Origin of the sequence: Actinomadura sp. GTD37, from assembly GCF_041951365.1 — a bacterium.
GTDB lineage: Bacteria > Actinomycetota > Actinomycetes > Streptosporangiales > Streptosporangiaceae > Spirillospora.
On the sequence record NZ_JBGNUS010000016.1, the window covers coordinates 1 to 19,438 of the forward strand.

A 19,438-nucleotide genomic window follows, 5' to 3' on the forward strand; every position below is an offset into this window, starting at 1 on the left:
CCCCGCCCGCGGCAGGATCTGCTCGTGCTCCAACTGGTGACGGGCGATCTCGTTCCCGCCGTGATCGAAGACCATGAAACGGGTACTGGTCGTGCCCTGGTCGAGGGCTCCGACGAAGTCGGCCATGCGCGTGTTCTCCTGGGACGAGGGGATGGGGCGGGTCACGCGGTCTCGTACTGCGGTTCGGGCTCGGCGGTCTCCTGGGGAGGCTGCTCCCCGGCGGGCAGGAACCGTCCGACCAGGGCCTTGTAGAGCCCGGCGCCGAGGACGCCGCCGATCAGCGGCCCGGCGATCGGGACCCAGAAGTACAGCTCGCCGTGCTGGTCCCGCCAGGCGCTGCCGTAGCCGGTGAGGAACGAGGCGAGCCGGGGCCCGAAGTCACGGGCGGGGTTGATCGCGTACCCGGCGTCGGTGCCGAACGCCATCCCGATCGCCACCACCAGCAGGCCGATCATGAGCGGGGCGAGGTTGGCGAGCGGCGGGGAGTTGCGCACGTCGGTCAGCGCCTTGATCACGAAGAGCAGGATCGCGGTCCCGATCACCTGGTCGCGGAACGCGCCCCAGGTGCCGACCGGGAGGGTGCCGTTGCCGGGGAGGGTGGAGAAGACCCCCTGCGTCTTGATGGTGTGGCCGGGGTCGACCTTGGCGAGCACCTCGCTGTAGTTCCAGCGGACGATCATCGCCGCGACGAACGCGCCCGCGGTCTGCGCGGCGATGTAGGGCGCCGTCCTGCGCCAGGCGAACTCCCGGAACACGGCGAGCGCGACGGTCACGGCCGGGTTGAGGTGGGCGCCGCTGATCCGCGCGGCGACGTAGACGCCGAGCGTGACGCCGAGGCCCCACGCCCAGGCGATGCTGTCGTGGTCGCCGATGCCGGCGCCGGCGACCTGCGCGACCACGCCGACGCCGAACAGGATGAGGATCATGGTGCCGGCGAACTCGGCGGCGAGCTCACCGGCGAGCGCGGGGATTCTGGGTCGTTCCGCTGTTCGTTCCGCCATGGGGAGACTCCTCGGCAGCTGGGGTGGAAGCGGGCCCGTGAGGCAGCTCGGACGCTAAGCCGGGACGTAACGGACGACAACGGGAGCATGCCGACAATGTCGAACACTTTCCCCGACGCTCGGTGCCGGTTACCCTCCAGTCTGTGCACCAGATCACAGAATCCGGGCAGTTCGGGGCGCAAGCGACGACGATGACGACGGGTGCCGACATTGTCGGCACCCTGCCGGGCGAACTACCATCGGATCCATGCCCGGACCTGTGCAATCGATCGAGCGGGCCGCCGCGATCCTGCGCCTGCTCGCCGCGAGTTCGGGCCGCCTCGGAGTCGGCGACATCGCCGGTTCGCTCGGCCTCGCCCGGGGCACCGCGCACGGCATCCTCCGGACCCTGGAGCGCGTCGGCTTCGTCGAGCAGGACGGCGGCACCGGCAAGTACCAGCTCGGCGCCGCCCTGCTGCACCTCGGCACCAGCTACCTCGACGTCAACGAACTGCGCTCCCGCGCCATCAACTGGGCCGACGCGCTGGCCTCGCGCAGCGGCGAGGCCGTCCGGATCGGGACCCTGCTGGAGGGCAAGGTCCTGGTCGTCCACCACGTGTTCCGCCCCGACGACACGCTCCAGGCCATGGACGTCGGCTCGCTGCTGCCCCTGCACGCCACCGCGCTCGGCAAGGCGCTGCTCGCCCACGACGCCAACGCGGCGGCGTCGATCCGCGACACCGTCCTGGAGTCCTACTGCCGGCGCACCATCACCGATCCGCGAGAACTCGCACGGGCCGCCACCCGCGTCCGGGAGAACGGCTGGGCCGCCGAGACCGAGGAGCTGTCGATCGGCGAGGCCGGCGTCGCCGCGCCCATCCGCGGCCACGGGGGACTGGTGGTCGGCGCCATCGGGATCTCCGGCGCGGTCGAGCGGATCTGCGACGCCCGCCGCGTCCCCGAGCCGAGGCTCGTCGCGTACGTGCGGGACGCGGCCCGCGCCGTCTCCCGCGACCTCGGCGGCTCGCGCTGGTGACGCCGCCGCGGTGACGGCGCGTCCGGGGGGAGGGGGCCGGTCGTGACGGAACGCTACGTGATGTCGATCGACCAGGGCACCACCTCGACCCGGTGCATCCTGTTCGACCACGGCGGACGCCTCGTGTCGGTGACGCAGCGCGAGCACCGGCAGCACTTCCCGAAGCCCGGCTGGGTCGAGCACGACCCGATGGAGATCTGGCGCAACCTCGAGCGGATCGCCCCCGAGGCGCTCGCCCAGGCGGGCGCGACCGCGAAGCAGGTCGCCGCCGTCGGGATCGCCAACCAGCGGGAGACGACCGTCCTGTGGGACCGGCTGACCGGCGTCCCGATCGGCCGCGCCATCGTGTGGCAGGACATGCGCACCGGCGCCCTGGTGGACGAGCTGGGCCGCGCCCCCGGCGCCGCGCTGGTCACCGAGCGCAGCGGCCTGCCCCTCGCCACCTACTTCTCGGCGCCGCGCATCCGCTGGCTGCTCGACCACACGCCCGGCCTGCGGGAACGCGCCGAGCGCGGCGAGGTGCTCTTCGGCACGATGGAGAGCTGGCTGATCTGGAACCTCAGCGGCGGCGTCGACGGCGGCGTCCACGTCACCGACGTGACCAACGCCGGCCGCACCCTGCTCATGGACCTGCACACGCTGAGCTGGGACGACGGCCTGCTCCGCTTCTTCGGCGTGCCCAAGGCGATGCTGCCGGAGATCAGGTCGTCCACCGAGACCTACGGCACGGCGCGCCGCGTGTTCCCCGGGGTGCGCATCGGCGCCGCCCTCGGCGACCAGCAGGCCGCGCTGTTCGGGCAGACGTGCTTCGCCCCCGGCGAGACCAAGTGCACCTACGGGACGGGCGCGTTCCTGCTGATGAACACCGGCACCACGCCGGTGAAGTCGGACAACGGGCTGCTCACCACCGTCGGCTACAAGATCGGCGACGAGCCCGCGGTGTACGCGCTGGAGGGCTCGATCGCGATCACCGGCGCGCTCGTCCAGTGGTTCCGGGACGGCCTCGGGCTGATCGGCACCGCGCCGGAGATCGAGACCCTGGCCCGGTCGGTCGACGACAACGGCGGCTGCTACATCGTCCCCGCGTTCTCCGGGCTGTTCGCCCCGCACTGGCGCAGCGAGGCGCGCGGCATCATCGTCGGCCTCACGTCCTACATCACGAAGGGGCACCTGGCGCGCGCCGTGCTGGAGGCGACCGGCTGGCAGACCCGCGAGGTCGTCGACGCGATGAACGCCGACTCCGGGCTCGGCCTGAAGGAGCTGAAGGCCGACGGCGGCATGACGTCCGACAACCTCGCCATGCAGATGGTCGCCGACGTCCTGAACGTGCCGGTCGAGCGCCCGATGGTGGTCGAGACGGTGTCGCTCGGCGCCGCCTACGCCGCCGGGCTCGCCGTCGGATACTGGGCGGGGCTCGAAGGGCTGCGCCGCAACTGGCACCGGGCCGCCCGCTGGGTCCCGGCGATGGAGCCGGCGCGGCGCGCCGCCGAGTACGACAACTGGAAGCGCGCCGTGGAGCGCACGTTCGACTGGATCCGCGCCGGCGAGGACCCGGCCTCCACTCCCTAGACTCCGTTCCGCTCCGCTCCCTAGACCTGCTTCCGCTCCGCTCCCCGGACCCGGTTCCGCTCCACCAGCTGCTTGACGATCACGTTGCGCTGGATCTCGTTCGTCCCCTCGCCGACGATCATCAGCGGGGCGTCGCGGAAGTAGCGCTCGACGTCGAACTCGGTGGAGTACCCGGCCGCCCCGTGGATGCGGACCGCGTCCAGCGCGATCTGCATCGCCGCCTCCGACGCGTACAGCTTGGCCATGCCCGCCTCCATGTCGCAGCGCTCGCCCGCGTCGAGGCGGTGGGCGGCGTCGAGGGTGAGCAGCCGCGCGGCGCGCAGCCGCGTGGCCATGTCGGCGAGGTAGTTGCCGATCGACTGGTGCTGCCAGATCGGCCTGCCGAACGCCTCCCGCTCCTGGGCGTAGCGCAGGGAGTCCTCAAGGGCGGCGCGCCCGACGCCCAGCGCGCGCGCCGCGACCTGGATCCGGCCCACTTCGAGGCCGCGCATCATCTGGGCGAAGCCGCGCCCCTCCTCGCCGCCGAGCAGCGCGCCGAGCGGCGCCTCGTACCCGTCGAAGGACAGCTCGCAGCTCTCCACGCCCTTGTAGCCGAGTTTGGGCAGGTCGCGGGAGACGGTCAGGCCGGGCCCGTGCTCGACCAGCAGGATGCTGATGCCCCGGTGGCGCGGGGACGCCCCCGGGTCGGTCTTGCACATCAGCGCGATGAGGCCCGACATCCGGGCGTTGGTGATCCACATCTTGGCGCCGTCGACGACGTACCGGTCGCCGTCCCGCCGCGCGGTCGTCGTCATCGCCTGCAGGTCGGAGCCGCCGGACGGCTCGGTGAGCGCCATCGTGGCGCGCAGCTCGCCGGTCGCCATCCGGGGGAGGAGGCGGGCCTTCTGCTCGTCGGTGCCGAACAGGGCGAGCAGGTGCGAGACGACCGTGTGGCCGCCGAACGCGCCCGCCAGGGTCATCCAGCCGCGCGCCAGCTCCTCGGTGACGAGCGCGTAGCACGCCTTGGACACCGCGGCGTCGCCGTACGGCTCGGGCACGGCGAGCCCGTAGACGCCGAGCTCCTTCATCCGGTCGATGAGGCGGGCGGGGTAGGCGCCCGCGTGCTCCAGGTCCCGGGCGACCGGGCGGACCTCCCTGTCGACGAAGTCGGCGACGACCTCGACGATGGCGCGCTCTTCGTCGCTGAGCGTGAACACGGCGGCTCGGTCTCCTCCCGCACGGCGGCGATCTCTCATATATTTGATGTGAAAATACACCCCTTCACGCAGGCGCACGGGGAGACGATGACTGTGGCCCGTTCCGGCGACCAGGCCCTCGGCAGGCGCCGCCAGCTGAGCGACGAGGTGGCCGCCCACGTCCGCGACCTCATCATGGCGGGCCAGGTCAGGCACGGGGAGTTCCTCCGCCTGGAGCGGATCGCCGAGGACCTCGGGGTCAGCGTCACCCCCGTCCGGGAGGCCCTGCTCTCGCTGCGCGGCGAGGGGTTCGTGACCCTGGAGCCGCGGCGCGGGTTCATGCCGGCGCCGCTGACCCGGCAGGACGTCCAGGACCTGTTCGAGGCGCAGGCGTACTTCGCCGGCGAGCTGGCCGCCCGCGCCGCCGGGCGGATCGCCGGGGCCGACCTGGACGCGCTCGACCGGTTCCAGGCGCAGCTGGAGGAGGCGTTCGAGGCCGGGGACTCGGCGGGCATCGAGCGCGCCAACCACGGCTTCCACCGGCTGATCAACCTGTCCGCCGGCTCGCCCAAGACGGCCTGGCTGCTGCGGACGGTGGTCCGGTACGCGCCGCGCCGCTTCTACGCCGGCATCGACGGCTGGACCCGGGCGTCGGTCGACGACCACCAGCTCGTCCTCGCCGCGCTGCGGGCGGGGGACGAGAGCGCCGCGCGGCAGGCGATGCGCGCCCACATCCGGCACGCGGGCACCCTGCTCGTCGTCCACCTGGAGGCGCGGGGGTTCTGGGACGACGCACCCGGGTGACGCCCCGCGTTCGCGGCCGCCGTATCGTATAAAAAATTTCTTGAAGGGCCGATGGGGACGGGGTGGTCACGGTCACCGGCCACGGAAGACCGCTAGACGGCCGCGGGGAGGAGCAGGAGTGAGCAGGCTGCAGCAGACCCACGGGCTGACGGACGAGCAGCGCGAGATCGTCGCGACCGTCCGGGCGTTCGTCGACGCGGAGATCCTCCCGGTCGCCACCGACCTGGAGCACGCCGACGAGTACCCGCAGGCCATCGTGGACGGCATGAAGGACCTCGGGATCTTCGGCCTGATGATCGGCGAGGAGCACGGCGGGCTCGGCGAGTCGCTGCTGACGTACGCGCTGGCCGTGGAGGAGCTGTCGCGCGGCTGGATGAGCGTGTCCGGCATCGTGAACACCCACTTCATCGTCGCCTGGATGATCACCCACCACGGGACGGCCGAGCAGCGGGCGCACTACCTGCCGAAGATGGCGACCGGCGAGATCCGGGGCGCGTTCTCGATGTCGGAGCCCGGCTGCGGCTCGGACGTGTCCGCCATCACGACCCGCGCCGTCCCGGACGGCGCCGACTACGTGATCGACGGCCAGAAGATGTGGCTGACGAACGGCGGCTCGGCCGACCTCGTCGCCACCCTCGTCAAGACCGACCCCGGCGCGGGCCACCGCGGCATGACCACGTTCCTCGTCGACAAGACGCCCGGCTTCGGCGAGGTCGCGCCCGGCCTGACCGTCCCCGGCAAGATCGAGAAGATGGGCTACAAGGGCGTCGACACCACCGAGCTGATCTTCGACGGGTTCCGCGTCCCGGCGGACCGGATCCTCGGCGGAACGCCGGGCCGCGGCTTCTACCAGATGATGGACGGCGTCGAGGTGGGCCGTGTGAACGTGGCGGCCCGCGGCTGCGGCGTCGCGAAGCGCGCCTACGAGCTGGCCCTCGGCTACGCGAAGCAGCGCGAGACGTTCGGCAGGCCGATCGCCGAGCACCAGGCCGTCCTGTTCCGCCTCGCCGAGATGGCCACCAAGGTCCAGGCCGCGCACCAGATGATGGTGATGGCGGCGCGGCGCAAGGACTCCGGCGAGCGCAACGACCTCGAGGCGGGCATGGCGAAGTACCTCGCCAGCGAGTACTGCAAGGAGGTCGTGGAGGACGCGTTCCGCATCCACGGCGGCTACGCCTACTCCAAGGAGTACGAGATCGAGCGCCTCTACCGCGAGGCGCCGATGCTGCTGATCGGCGAGGGCACCGCCGACATCCAGAAAATGATCATCGGCCGCCGCCTCCTGGAGGGCTGACCGGCCTCCGCGAGGGGTCACGGTCGCCGCGCCGCGGGCGCGATCGCCGACCGGGGCGGCGATATCGTGGCGGCATGGCAAGCCCGACTCCCGCCCCCGGCCGCCGCGACGAGCTGCGCGACTTCCTGCGGACCCGCCGCGCCCGGCTCACCCCCGCCGACGTCGGCATGCCCGACGGGGGGCGCCGCCGCACCCCGGGCCTGCGCCGCGAGGAGGTCGCCGTCCTCGCCGGGGTCGGGGTGTCCTGGTACACGTGGCTGGAGCAGGGCCGCGACATCACGGTGTCCGGCGACGTGCTCGACGCGATCGTCCGCGCCCTGCGCCTGGACGCCGCCGAGCGCGAGCACCTCTACCTGCTCGCCGGCCTGAACCCGCCGCGCGCCGACGCGCCCCCGGCCGCCCCGGTGACGCCCGAGCTGCAGCGGGTGCTGGACGCATGGTCGCCCCGTCCCGCCTACGTCCGCGACCGGCACTGGAACTTCCTCGCGATCAACGACGCGGCCCGCGAGGTCTTCGGCTACGGCGACACCGACCACAACTGCCTGGTCACGTTCTTCACGAACGTCCGCTACCGGTCGATGAACACGCACTGGGCCGCGACGGCCCCCGACGTCGTCGCGCGGTTCCGCGCGGACGTCGCCCGCCATCCCGACGACCCCGAGTTCGGCCGGATCATCGCGGACCTGCTGGCCGTCAGCCCGGAGTTCGCCGAGCTGTGGCCCCGCCACGACGTGAGCGGGAGCACGCAGGCCGTGAAGGGCATCAGGCATCCGGAGGCGGGCGAGCTGGTCTTCGAGGGGACGCTGCTGCCGCTCGCCGACCGTCCGGGCTGCAGCCTGGTGCTGCACAACCCGCGGCCCGGCACCGGCACGCGGGAGCGGCTGGAGCGGCTGATGGCGCGCCGCGGGATGGCCGCCGCGAGCTGAGGCGTCCCAGGGTGGTGGTGCCGCACCCATGATGAGCGGACTCTGTCGGGGACCGGACGCGTCCCGCACGATCGTCCTCATAGCGAGAACCACTGAGGAGGAATCATGAGGACGCGTGAATTCGCCGGGACGCGGGTCGGCGCCGTCGGGCTCGGCTGCATGGGGATGAGCTGGGCCTACACCGCGTCGGAACGGGACGACGACGCGTCGGTGGAGCTGATCCGCGAGGCCCTCGACCTCGGCGTCGCCTTCCTGGACACCGCGCAGCCCTACGGCGACGGCCACAACGAGGCGCTGGTCGGCCGCGCGCTGAGGGGACGCCGGGACGAGGCGGTCCTGGCGACCAAGACGGGTCTGGTCGGCGGGGACGGGGCGGCCTGGAACCTCGTCCGGAACGGGACGCCCGAGCACGTCAAGGCGTCCGCCGAGGACAGCCTGCGCCGCCTCGGCACCGACGTGATCGACCTCTACTACCTGCACCGGGTCGACCCGGACGTGCCGCTGGCCGACACGTGGGGTGCGATGGCCGAGCTGGTCGCCGAGGGGAAGGTCCGCAGGCTGGGCCTGTCGGAGGTCGGCGTCGCGCAGGCGGCCGGGGCGCACGCGATCCACCCGGTCGCGGCGGTCCAGTCGGAGCTCTCCCTGTGGACCCGCGACGCGCTGGGCGCGCCCGGCGGGGCGGCCGGCATGGGGCCGGGCCACACCGCCGGCACGGGGGAGGGCCCGGGTGACGTGGTCGCCTGGTGCGCCGCGAACGGCGCCGCGTTCGTGCCGTACTCGCCGCTCGGCCGGGGCTTCCTCACCGGGACGGTCACCTCCGCCGACTTCGAGGACACCGACTACCGGGGCGGCAACCCGCGCTTCCAGGAGGACGCGCTGAAGGCCAACCTGCGCATCGTCGACGTCGTCAAGGCGGTCGCCGCCCGGCACGGCGCCACCCCGGCGCAGGTCGCCATCGCCTGGACGCTCGCACAGGGCGAGCACGTCATCCCGATCCCCGGCACCAAGAAGCGGCGGTACCTGCACGACAACATCGGCGCCGCCGACCTGGACCTCACCGAGGCCGACCTGGCCGAGCTGGACGACGTCCCCGCGGCCGTCGGGGGCCGTTACTGATGCGGGCGCCACCGCGTTCCTCGTCCTGGACCGCGTCGCCGGGCCCGTCCACCGGGGAGTTCCCTACCTGGTGGAGACCGCGCGGCACGTCCGGCGGATCGGCCCCGGCGAGGAGTTCCGCGGGGGACCGGCGGCCGTGCCGCGCGGTCTCGGAGGCGGGCGCCTCCTAGCGCACCAGGAGCGACTGCTGGGCGGCGATCGCCGCGGCGGCCTGCGCCACGACGGCGTCGATCAGCTCACCGCACGTCGGCAGGTCGTCGATGACGCCGACGACCTGGCCGGACGCCATCACGCCGAGGTCGGGACGGCCGTCCACCATGGCCGCCTTCAGCAGCATCGGCGTGTTGGCGGCCATGAGCACCTGCGACCAGGACAGGTCCTTGCCGTGCTTCATCGCCTTGCCGTCGGCGATCATCGCGCGCCACGACATCCCGGACAGCTTCTTGAACCGGGCGCCGTTGCGCACCGCCCGCGTCAGCCCGCCGAGGCGGCCGGACCGCTCCAGCGTGTCGACCAGCTCGCTGCGCAGCACCCGGTGCGGCATGCCGTCCACCTGCCGCGTCACCACGGTCTCGCCGGTCTCCAGGTAGACCCGCTTGACGGCGTCCGGCACGGAGCTGTCGGACGTCAGCAGGAACCGGGTGCCCATGGCGACGCCCGCCGCCCCGTAGGCGAGCGCGGCGGCGAGGCCGCGCCCGTCGAAGAAGCCGCCGGCCGCGATGACCGGGATGTCCACCGCGTCCACGACCTGCGGGAGCAGCAGCGTGGTGGCGACGGCGCCGGTGTGGCCGCCGCCCTCGCCGCCCTGGACGAGCACGGCGTCCGCGCCCCACCCGGCGACCTTCTCCGCGTGCCGCCGCGCGCCGACCGACGGGATCACGACGAGCCCGGCGTCCTTCAGCTTGGCGATCAGCTCCCGCTTCGGGGCGAGCGCGAACGAGGCGACCCGCACGCCCTCCTTGATCAGGAGGTCGATGCGGTCGCCCGCGTCCCCGGCGTCCGCCCGCAGGTTGACTCCGAACGGCGCGTCCGTGCGGTCCTTGACCTCGCGGATCGCGCCGGCGAGCTGGTCGAGCGTCATCGTCGCCGACGCCAGGATCCCGAGCCCGCCCGCGTTCGCCACGGCCGTGACGAGCTTCGGCCCGGCCACCCACCCCATGCCCGTCTGGACGACGGGGTGCCGCACGCCCGTGAGCCGGGTCAGCGGCGTATCGAGGACCTGCTCCATCAGGACGGGACCTCCCGCTCGCGCAGCCCCTTCGGGTCGAGCACCTCGCGCATGATCCGCAGCTCGGCGTCGTCCGGCAGCCGCGTCTCGGGCACCTCGTCCGGGACGGCCAGCTCGAACCCGGTGGCGGCCACGACGTCCTCGGCGCTCACGCCGGGGTGGACGGAGCGCAGCCGCATCCGCCGGTCCGGGGTGTCGAAGTCGAGGACGGCGAGGTTGGTCACCACGGCGCGGATCTCGTGCGCGCCCCGGTCCCAGCCGACGCCGCTCACCATGTCGACCTTCCCGGTGAACACGCGGGTCGAGTGCTTCGGCACCCAGTAGCTCGTCGGGTTCAGCAGCGTGTTGCCGGGCCCGCCGCGCACGCCGAGGAGCTGCCGGGACGGCCGCTCCCAGTCGCCGATGCACGAGATGTTGGTGTTGCCGTGCGCGTCGATCTGGCTCGGCCCCATCACCACGTGCCGCCGCCCGTTCAGGACGAGCCACAGGTGGTCGCGGAACGGCAGCCAGCCCTCGACGGTCTCCGCCGACCGGCCGAGCGGCACCGGCTCGGCGCTCAGCGCGGGCCCGCCGTCGGTCGTCAGCAGGTCGGGCGCGAACGTGGCCCGCGCCAGCCGGGATCCCAGCATCGGCACGAACCCGGCCACCGCCGCCGCGACGATCTCCCCGTCGCCGCGGAAGAGGTCGGCGCACGCCGCCGCGCACACCTCCGCGCGCGTGATGTCGCTCGTACTCATCGGCTCACTCCGTTCGCCCGTTCGCGGCCGCTCACGAATTCTCCTCGCGCCAGACCCGGACGGCGTCCTGGTAGGCGGCCTCGTCGCCGGACAGGAACCGCCCGCTGAACTCGGCCCACTTCTCCGGGTCGGCCGCCGACTGCGCGTAGAGCTTCTGGAACTTCTCGTCCCGCCCGAAGTCGGGCGCGCAGTCGGTGAAGTGCGCCCCGTTCGGGGTCTCCACCACGCCCGCCACGTGCGACCGGCTGATCAGCAGCGACTGCACCGGCCCCTCCTTGGCGAAGTCGGCCGTGTCGACGAGCCGCTCGCACGACACGTACGTGCGGTCGGCCGCCTTGGCGAACAGGTCGTCCATGTACGGGTCGGGGCCGAGGTACTGGGCGTTGCCGCGGGCGTCGGCGCGGTTCATGTGCACCAGCGCCGCGTCCATCCTCAGGGCCGGGACGGCGACGAGCTCGGTCGCGTCCTCGTACGGCGACCGGATCGTCCTCAGCTCCGGGTTGACCTTCAGGACGTCCGAGCCGAGCCCGACCGGGGTGGGCAGGAACGGCAGCCGGTGCGCCGCCGCGTACAGCCCGAACATGAACATGCCCTCGTCGTACTCGGTCAGCTCGATGGCCCCGGTCTGGCGCGCGTGCCGGAAGTGCGGCTCCAGCGGGATCGAGTCCAACGTCACGAACGCGGTGACCAGCCGCCGGACCTTGCCGGCCGCGCACAGCAGGCCCACGTCCGGCCCCCCGTAGGCCACCACCGTCAGGTCGGTGACGGGGGAGCGGAGGATCGCCCGGACCAGGGCCATCGGCTTGCGCCGCGACCCCCAGCCGCCGATCCCGACCGTCATGCCGCTCTCCAGCGACGCGGCGACCTCGTCCGGAGACATCACCTTGCTGCTCATTTCGCCCCCTTCGCGACGAAGGCGTCGCGGTGCTCGTCGCCGGCGCCGACCAGGTTGAGCTCGAACGTGAAGCCCTGCTCGAAGCGGTAGCTGCGCTTGACGTCGATCGGGTCGATGCCGTTCAGCGACTCCTTGGCGCGCCGGATGACGTACTTGTCCTTGGCGGCGATGTCCGCGGCGACCGCCATGGCCTTGGCGCGCAGCTCGTCCGCGGGGACGACCTCCAGCACCGAGCCGTGGTGGTGCAGCTCCTCCGCCGTGACGTTGCGGCACGTGTAGACCATCGCGCGCATCAGGTGCTGCGGGACGAGCCGGGCCAGGTGCGTCGCGGCGCCGAGCGCGCCGCGGTCCACCTCGGGAAGCCCGAAGTAGGCGTCCTGCGCCGCGATCACGATGTCGGCGTTGCCGGCGAGCCCGACGCCGCCGCCCAGGCAGAAGCCCTGGACCGCGGCGACGACCGGGACCTCGCAGTCGTAGACGGCCGCGAACGCCGCGTAGCACCCGCGGTTCGCTCCGACCAGGGCGGCATGGCCCTGGGTGTTCTGCATCTCTTTGATGTCGACGCCCGCGTTGAAGCCCCGGCCCTCGGCCCGGAGCACGACCGCGCCGACCTCGGGGTCGCGGCCCGCCGCGAGCACCGCGTCGGCCAGCTCGTACCAGCCCGCGACGGTCAGTGCGTTGACCGGCGGCGCGTCCACGACGATCTCGGCGACCCCGTCCAGGGTCGTGGTGGAGACTCCCATGCGCTACCTTTCCACCAAACATTTGTTAGAACAGAAGGTAGCAGAGCTGCACAGAGGAGGCGGAATGTCACTGACGCTCGACCTGGGCGGCAGGACCGCCGTGGTCACGGGGGGCGTGCGCGGGGTCGGGGCCGGGATCAGCCGCGCCCTGCTGGAGGCGGGCGCCGACGTCGTCGCGGTCGCCCGGCGCGAGCCGGAGACGCTGCCGGAGGCGGGCGGCCGGACGGCGCGGTTCGTGTCGCTGGACGTGCGCGACCCGGACGCCGCGCAGGCGTTCGCCGACCGGCTGGACCGCGTCGACGTGCTGGTCAACAACGCGGGCGGCGGGCCGTTCCTGCCCCTCGCCGAAGGCGACCTGCGCACCCACCTCAAGATCATCGAGTTGAACCTGACCTCCGCGCTGATCATGGCGCGGGCGCTCCAGCCGAAGATCCTCGCGGCGGGCGGCGGCTCGGTGATCAACATCGGCAGCGTGAGCGGGGTGCGGCCGTCGCCCGGCACCGCCGCCTACGGCGCGGCGAAGGCCGGCCTGCACAGCCTCACCGCGTCGCTGGCCGTCGAATGGGCGCCGCACATCCGGGTCAACACCCTCGTGCTCGGGATGGTCCGCACCGAGCTGGCGCACCTGCACTACGGGGACGAGGACGGCATCGCCGCGATCGGGCGGACCGTCCCGATCGGCCGCCTCGCCGACCCCTACGAGATCGGCGCCGCCTGCGCCTTCCTGGCGTCCGACCTGGCGTCCTACGTCACCGGGGCGTCGATGCAGGTCCACGGCGGGGGCGAGCGCCCCGCCTTCCTGGACGCCGCCACCGTGAACAAGGAGGAATCGCGATGATCTGCAAGGACCGGGTGGTCGCCGTCACCGGCGCCGGACGCGGCCTCGGCCGCGCGCACGCGCTGGAGTTCGCCCGCGAGGGCGCCCTCGTCGTCGTGAACGACCTGGGCGTCGCGCGGGACGGCACCGGCGACGCGTCCGGGGGGCCCGCGCACGACGTCGTCCGGGAGATCGAGGCGCTCGGCGGGAAGGCCGTCGCCAGCACCGACGACATCGCCTCCGACGCGGGCGCCGCCGCGCTGGTGGCCACGGCGGTCGACGCGTTCGGGCGGCTGGACGTCCTGGTCAACAACGCCGGGTTCCTGCGCGACCGCATGCTGATCAACCTGGCCGAGGACGAGTGGGACGCCGTCATGCGCGTCCACCTCAAGGGCCACTTCCTGCCGCTCAAGCACGCCGGCCGCCACTGGCGGGCGGAGAGCAAGGCGGGCCGCCCCGTCGACGCCCGTGTGATCAACACCTCCTCCGGCGCCGGGCTGCTCGGCAGCGTCGGCCAGGGCAACTACTCCGCCGCCAAGGCGGGCATCGTCGGGCTGACCCTCGTCGCGTCCGCCGAGTTGGGCCGCTACGGCGTCACCGTCAACGCGATCGCGCCCGCCGCGCGCACCCGGATGACCGAGGAGGTCTTCGCGCAGACGATGGCCGCCCCGGCCGAGGGCGAGTTCGACGCCATGGCCCCCGAGAACGTCTCGCCCCTCGTCGTCTGGCTCGGCTCCGCGGACTCCCGCGGCGTGACGGGCCGGGTCTTCGAGGCCGAGGGCGGCAAGATCTGCGTGATGGACGCCTTCCGGCACGGCCCCGCGGCCGACAAGGGCGCGAAGTGGGACCCGGCCGAGGTCGGCGGCGTCGTCAAGGACCTCCTCGCCCAGGCTCCCGCCCCCGAGCCCGTCTACGGCGCCGGCTGACCGCGCGCCGGGGCCGCCGCGGAACCCGTGGCGGCCCCGGCACGGAATGCGGCCACGGCGAGGAGTGTTGTAGCTGCGGGAAAATGGATCGCCTCCCGCGAGGCGTTCCGGCTACGGTGCGAAGGTTTGCGGGGTGAGCGGGACCCGGGGGTCCGGAACCCTATCCTTGTCGATGGTTATGGGGACGAGTGTGAAATCGCCGCTCGCCGGCCAGCGCGCGCGCCTGCCGCAGCTGATGCCGCGCGACCAGCACCGGCTGCGCCGGCGGATCGACGGCGTCGAGAAGATGCGGGACGCCGCGCGCCGTGCGAAGGCCGCCGAGGAGATCACCGCCGAGATCGCGGCCGCCGAGCGGCGGGTCGAGCGGCGGCGCCGCGCCGTGCCCGCGATCGCCTACCCGGCCGAGCTGCCCGTCGCGCAGAAGAAGGACGACATCCTCGCCGCCGTCCGCGACCACCAGGTCGTGATCGTCGCGGGCGAGACGGGGTCCGGCAAGACCACCCAGATCCCCAAGATCTGCCTGGAGCTGGGCCGCGGCGTGCTCGGCTCGATCGGGCACACCCAGCCGCGCCGGCTGGCGGCGCGGACGGTCGCCGACCGCATCGCCGAGGAGCTCGGCACCGAGCTGGGCGAGACCGTCGGCTACAAGGTGCGGTTCACCGACCGCTCCAGCGACGACACGCTCGTCAAGCTGATGACGGACGGCATCCTGCTCGCCGAGATCCAGACCGACCGGCTGCTCCGCCAGTACGACACGCTGATCATCGACGAGGCGCACGAGCGCAGCCTCAACATCGACTTCCTGCTCGGGTACGTCCGGGAGATCCTGCCGCGGCGGCCCGACCTCAAGGTCATCATCACCTCGGCGACGATCGACCCCGAGCGGTTCTCCGGCCACTTCGGGGACGCGCCGATCGTGGAGGTGTCGGGGCGCACCTATCCCGTGGAGGTCCGGTACCGGCCCGTCGCCGACCCGGACGACCCGTCCGCCGACCCCGACCGCGACCAGATCCAGGCGATCACCGACGCGGTGGACGAGCTGGGCCGCGAGGCCCCCGGCGACGTGCTCGTGTTCCTCAGCGGCGAACGGGAGATCCGCGACACCGCCGACGCGCTGACCAAGCACTTCACCCGGCAGCGGGGCGCCACCGAGGTCCTGCCGCTGTACGCGCGGCTGTCGGCCGCCGAGCAGCACCGGGTGTTCCAGGCGCACCGCGGGCGCCGCGTCGTCCTCGCCACGAACGTCGCCGAGACGTCGCTGACCGTCCCCGGCATCAAGTACGTCGTCGACCCCGGCACCGCCCGGATCTCCCGCTACAGCCACCGGCTGAAGGTGCAGCGGCTCCCGATCGAGCCGGTGTCGCAGGCGTCGGCGAACCAGCGCAAGGGACGCTGCGGCCGCGTCTCCGAGGGCGTCTGCATCCGGCTGTACTCCGAGGAGGACTTCGAGTCCCGCCCGGAGTTCACCGACCCGGAGATCCTGCGCACCAACCTCGCGTCCGTCATCCTGCAGATGACCGCGCTCGGCCTCGGCGACATCGCCGCGTTCCCGTTCGTGGAGCCGCCGGACCGCCGCAACGTCAAGGCCGGCGTCGACCTGCTGCACGAGCTGGGCGCCATCGACCCGGCCGAGAAGGACCCGCGCAAGCGCCTCACCCCGCTCGGCCGCCGCCTCGCGCAGCTCCCCGTCGACCCGCGCCTCGGCCGCATGGTCCTGGAGGCCGACAAGAACGGCTGCGTCCGAGAGGTCCTGGTCATCGCGTCGGCCCTGTCCATCCAGGACCCGCGCGAGCGTCCCGCCGAGGCGCAGCAGGCCGCCGACGACAGGCACCGGCGGTTCGCCGACCCCACGTCCGACTTCCTCGCCTACCTGAACCTGTGGAACTACCTGCGCGAGCGGCAGCAGGAGCTGTCGGGCAGCGCGTTCCGCCGGATGTGCAAGAACGAGTACCTGCACTTCCTGCGCGTCCGCGAATGGCAGGACCTGCACGGCCAGCTCAAGCAGGTCGCCAAGGCGCTCGGCGTCACCCTCAACACCGCCGACGCCCCGCCCGACCGCATCCACACCTCGCTGCTCGCCGGCCTCCTCTCGCACATCGGGCTGATCGACGCGGAGAAGACGGAGAAGCAGCGCCGCGGCCAGGAGTACCTCGGCGCGCGGGGCGCGAAGTTCGCCGTGTTCCCCGGATCGTCGCTGTTCAAGAAGCCGCCGCGCTGGGTGATGTCGGCGGAGCTGGTCGAGACGTCCCGGCTCTGGGGCCGGGTCAACGCCAAGATCGAGCCCGACTGGATCGAGCCGCTGGCCGAGCACCTCGTCAAGCGCAACTACAGCGAGCCGCACTGGTCGAAGAAGCAGGCGGCCGTCATGGCCCGCGAGAAGGTCACCCTCTACGGGGTGCCGATCGTCGCCGACCGCCGCGTCAACTACGGCCGCATCGACCCGGAGCTGTCGCGCGAGCTGTTCATCCGGCACGCGCTGGTCGAGGGCGACTGGGAGACCCACCACCGGTTCTTCCACGACAACCGCGCCCTGCTGGACGAGGTCGAGGAGCTGGAGCACCGCGCCCGGCGCCGCGACATCCTCGTCGACGACGAGACCCTCTTCGACTTCTACGACGAGCGGATCCCCGAGGACGTCGTCTCCGGGCGGCACTTCGACGCCTGGTGGAAGAAGGCGCGGCACTCCGACCCCGATCTGCTCGGGTTCGAGAAGTCGATGCTCATCAACGAGACCGCGGGCGGGGTCAGCGAGTCCGACTACCCGGACGTGTGGAAGCAGGGCCCGCTGCGGCTGCGCCTCACCTACCAGTTCGAGCCCGGCGCCGACGCCGACGGCGTCACCGTGCACGTCCCCGTCCAGGTCCTCAACCAGGTCCGGCCGGACGGGTTCGAATGGCAGGTCCCGGGCCTGCGCACCGAGCTGGTCACCGAGCTGATCCGGTCGCTGCCGAAGCAGCTGCGGGTCAACTTCGTCCCGGCGCCCGACTACGCCCGCAAGGTCCTCGGCCGCGTCGCGCCGCGCAGCGAGCCGCTGCTGGACGCCCTGGAGCGCGAGCTGACCGCGATGACGAGCGTCCCCGTCGCGCGGGAGGCGTGGGACCCGGCCCGGCTGCCCGCCCACCTGCGCATCACGTTCCGCGTCGTGGACGACCGGGCCCGCACCCTCGGCGAGGGCACCGACCTCGACGAGCTGAAGCGCCGCCTCGCCGGCAAGGTGCGCGGCACGCTGTCGAAGGCGGCGTCCACCATCGAGCGCTCCGGCCTCACCGAGTGGACGATCGGCGAGCTGCCCCGCACCTACGAGCAGAAGCAGAACGGCTACGACGTCAAGGCGTACCCGGCGCTGACCGACGAGGGCGAGAGCGTCGCCGTCCGCATGTACGAGACCGAGGCCGAGCAGCGCCGCGCCATGTGGCTCGGCACGCGCCGCCTGATCCTGCTGAACGCGCCGTCCCCGGTGAAGCTCATCCGGGGCGGCCTCACCAACCAGGGCAAGCTGGCGCTCAGCCACAACCCGCACGGCTCGGTCGCGGCGCTGTTCGACGACTGCGTCACCGCCGCCGCCGACCGGCTCATCGCCGAGGCGGGCGGCCCCGCGTGGGACGAGGACGCCTTCCGCGCCCTGTACGAACGCGTCCGCGCCGGCCTGCACGACGCGACGGCGCAGATCGTCGCCCTGGTCGAGCGGATCCTGGCCGAGGCGCACGAGGTCGACCGGCGGCTGCGCGGCACGGCGAGCCTCACGCTCGTCCCGGCGCTGACGGAGATGCGCGGCCTCCTCGGCGCGCTGATCCGGCCCGGTTTCGTCACCGCGACGGGCTGGGCGCGGCTGCCCGACCTACCCCGCTACCTGCGCGCCCTGCAGGTCAGGCTCGACAAGCTCCCCGAGAACCCCGGACGCGACCGGATGCTCGCGCACCAGGTCGACGTCCTGGCGCAGGAGTACGAGCAGGCGCTGCGCCGCCTGCCCCCGTCCCGCCGCGAGGAGGAGCCCGCCCGGCAGATCCGCTGGATGCTGGAGGAGCTGCGCGTCAGCCTCTTCGCCCAGCAGCTCGGAACGCGCTTCCCCGTCTCCGACAAGCGCATCCGCAAGGCGATGGCCCAGCTCTAGCGGTCTCCGGCGGCGCGGTCCGCAGCATGATCACGAATCGGGTAGAACTGGGGCATGGAGCTTCGGGACCACTATCCGCCGATCGAGCCGCACGACTCGGGGCTGCTCGACGTCGGCGACGGGAACCGCGTCCACTGGGAGGTCTGCGGGAACCCGGACGGCAAACCCGCCGTGTTCCTGCACGGCGGGCCCGGCGGCGGCGTGCTCCCCGACCACCGGCGGTTCTTCGACCCGGCCGCCTACCGGATCGTCCTGTTCGACCAGCGCGGCTGCGGGCGGAGCGTCCCGCACGCCGGCGACCCGTCGGTGTCGCTGGAGCACAACGTCACGCCGAACCTGGTGGACGACGTCGAACGGCTGCGCGAGCACCTCGGCGTCGACCGGTGGCTCGTGTTCGGCGGGAGCTGGGGAAGCACCCTCGCGCTCGCCTACGCGCAGGCGCACCCGGAGCGCGTCACCGAGATCGTGCTGCGCGGCGTCTACCTCGTCCGTCCGCCCGACGAGGCGTGGGGGTTCACGCCGACCGGCGCGGCGCACCTCTTCCCGGCCGAGTGGGCGGCGTTCCGCGACGCGATCCCGCCCGCCGAGCAGGACGACCTGATGACCGCCTACGGCCGCCGCATCGAAGACCCCGACCCGGCCGTGCACCTCCCGGCCGCCCGCGCCTGGCTCGCCTGGGAGCTCTCCGCCAACACGCTGCGGCCCGTCCCGCCGCCGGACCTGGACGACGCGGCCGTCCTGGCGTTCGCCCGCATCACCCACCACTACATCTCCAACCGCGGTTTCCTCCCGGAGGAGGGGCTGCTCGCGGGCGTCGACCGCGTCCGCGGCGTCCCCGCCGTGATCGTCAACGGCCGCTACGACATGAAGACGCCGCCCGACCAGGCGTGGGACCTGCACCGCGCGTGGCCGGAGGCGGAGTTCCACATCGTCGAGGACGCCGGGCACGGCGGATCCGAGCCGGGCGTCCGGCACCGGCTGATCGAGGCCACGGACCGCTTCGCCGCTCACTTCGGCACGACGTGGGCACCCCCACATCCGCCTCCCAACTCACTGCAGTAACACCGATCAGTGCGTAAGG

General features: G+C 72.9%; 17 protein-coding genes. 10 read left to right on the forward strand and 7 right to left on the reverse strand.

Annotation, left to right across the window (positions count from 1 at the left end):
- The coding region (locus ACA511_RS39855; protein WP_375030025.1) for an FGGY family carbohydrate kinase at nt 1–126 on the reverse strand (126 nt) is incomplete at its 3' end.
- A 35-nt stretch (nt 127–161) separates the two neighbouring features.
- On the reverse strand, nt 162–1,001 hold the full coding sequence (locus ACA511_RS39860; RefSeq protein WP_375029946.1) for an MIP/aquaporin family protein: 840 nt from the start codon (nt 999–1,001) through the stop codon (nt 162–164).
- 247 nt (nt 1,002–1,248) lie between these two features.
- Here ACA511_RS39860 and ACA511_RS39865 point away from each other — a divergent pair, with 247 nt between their 5' ends.
- Both ACA511_RS39865 and glpK read left to right on the forward strand, forming a co-directional pair.
- The gene (locus ACA511_RS39865; protein ID WP_375029947.1) at nt 1,249–2,016 is read left to right on the forward strand and encodes an IclR family transcriptional regulator; all 768 of its coding nucleotides are present in this window, start codon (nt 1,249–1,251) and stop codon (nt 2,014–2,016) included.
- Between the two features lie 42 nt (nt 2,017–2,058).
- On the forward strand, nt 2,059–3,585 hold the full coding sequence (gene glpK / locus ACA511_RS39870) for a glycerol kinase GlpK (protein WP_375029948.1): 1,527 nt from the start codon (nt 2,059–2,061) through the stop codon (nt 3,583–3,585).
- Between the two features lie 20 nt (nt 3,586–3,605).
- Here the strand turns inward: glpK and ACA511_RS39875 are convergent, their stop codons facing one another.
- Nucleotides 3,606–4,781, reverse strand: a complete 1,176-nt coding sequence (locus ACA511_RS39875) for an acyl-CoA dehydrogenase family protein (protein ID WP_375029949.1) — start codon at nt 4,779–4,781, stop codon at nt 3,606–3,608.
- Between the two features lie 87 nt (nt 4,782–4,868).
- On the opposite strand from ACA511_RS39875, the gene ACA511_RS39880 reads away from it, so the two are divergent.
- The 4 genes from ACA511_RS39880 (at nt 4,869) to ACA511_RS39895 (ending at nt 8,900) form a co-directional block, all read left to right on the forward strand.
- On the forward strand, nt 4,869–5,564 hold the full coding sequence (locus ACA511_RS39880) for a GntR family transcriptional regulator (protein WP_375029950.1): 696 nt from the start codon (nt 4,869–4,871) through the stop codon (nt 5,562–5,564).
- A 118-nt stretch (nt 5,565–5,682) separates the two neighbouring features.
- Nucleotides 5,683–6,858, forward strand: coding sequence for an acyl-CoA dehydrogenase family protein (locus tag ACA511_RS39885; protein ID WP_375029951.1), 1,176 nt, complete (start codon nt 5,683–5,685; stop codon nt 6,856–6,858).
- Nucleotides 6,859–6,932: 74 nt separating this feature from the next.
- The gene (locus ACA511_RS39890; RefSeq protein WP_375029952.1) at nt 6,933–7,784 is read left to right on the forward strand and encodes a helix-turn-helix transcriptional regulator; all 852 of its coding nucleotides are present in this window, start codon (nt 6,933–6,935) and stop codon (nt 7,782–7,784) included.
- 105 nt (nt 7,785–7,889) lie between these two features.
- On the forward strand, nt 7,890–8,900 hold the full coding sequence (locus ACA511_RS39895) for an aldo/keto reductase (RefSeq protein ID WP_375029953.1): 1,011 nt from the start codon (nt 7,890–7,892) through the stop codon (nt 8,898–8,900).
- 166 nt (nt 8,901–9,066) lie between these two features.
- Here the strand turns inward: ACA511_RS39895 and ACA511_RS39900 are convergent, their stop codons facing one another.
- Genes ACA511_RS39900 through ACA511_RS39915 form a run of 4 tightly spaced genes read right to left on the reverse strand, consistent with a single transcriptional unit; the run spans nt 9,067 to nt 12,503 of the window.
- Nucleotides 9,067–10,128, reverse strand: coding sequence for an NAD(P)H-dependent flavin oxidoreductase (locus ACA511_RS39900; RefSeq protein ID WP_375029954.1), 1,062 nt, complete (start codon nt 10,126–10,128; stop codon nt 9,067–9,069).
- The gene (locus ACA511_RS39905) at nt 10,128–10,865 is read right to left on the reverse strand and encodes a CoA-transferase subunit beta (RefSeq protein ID WP_375029955.1); all 738 of its coding nucleotides are present in this window, start codon (nt 10,863–10,865) and stop codon (nt 10,128–10,130) included. Before ACA511_RS39905 ends, ACA511_RS39900 begins: the two co-directional genes overlap by 1 nt.
- A gap of 31 nt (nt 10,866–10,896) precedes the next feature.
- Nucleotides 10,897–11,760 carry a CoA transferase subunit A gene (locus ACA511_RS39910; protein WP_375029956.1) on the reverse strand — a complete coding sequence of 288 codons (864 nt, stop codon included), beginning with the start codon at nt 11,758–11,760 and terminating at the stop codon, nt 10,897–10,899.
- Nucleotides 11,757–12,503, reverse strand: coding sequence for an enoyl-CoA hydratase family protein (locus tag ACA511_RS39915; RefSeq protein ID WP_375029957.1), 747 nt, complete (start codon nt 12,501–12,503; stop codon nt 11,757–11,759). The genes ACA511_RS39910 and ACA511_RS39915 overlap by 4 nt, the downstream gene beginning before the upstream one ends.
- A 64-nt stretch (nt 12,504–12,567) precedes the next feature.
- On the opposite strand from ACA511_RS39915, the gene ACA511_RS39920 reads away from it, so the two are divergent.
- From ACA511_RS39920 to pip, 4 genes are all read left to right on the forward strand, one after another.
- Nucleotides 12,568–13,341, forward strand: a complete 774-nt coding sequence (locus ACA511_RS39920) for an SDR family oxidoreductase (protein WP_375029958.1) — start codon at nt 12,568–12,570, stop codon at nt 13,339–13,341.
- Nucleotides 13,338–14,246 carry an SDR family oxidoreductase gene (locus ACA511_RS39925; protein ID WP_375029959.1) on the forward strand — a complete coding sequence of 303 codons (909 nt, stop codon included), beginning with the start codon at nt 13,338–13,340 and terminating at the stop codon, nt 14,244–14,246. Before ACA511_RS39920 ends, ACA511_RS39925 begins: the two co-directional genes overlap by 4 nt.
- A gap of 178 nt (nt 14,247–14,424) precedes the next feature.
- Complete coding sequence (gene hrpA / locus ACA511_RS39930) at nt 14,425–18,357, forward strand: ATP-dependent RNA helicase HrpA (protein WP_375029960.1); 3,933 nt, start codon at nt 14,425–14,427, stop codon at nt 18,355–18,357.
- 54 nt (nt 18,358–18,411) lie between these two features.
- The gene (gene pip / locus ACA511_RS39935) at nt 18,412–19,419 is read left to right on the forward strand and encodes a prolyl aminopeptidase (RefSeq protein ID WP_375029961.1); all 1,008 of its coding nucleotides are present in this window, start codon (nt 18,412–18,414) and stop codon (nt 19,417–19,419) included.
- The last annotated feature ends 19 nt before the right edge of the window (nt 19,420–19,438 follow it).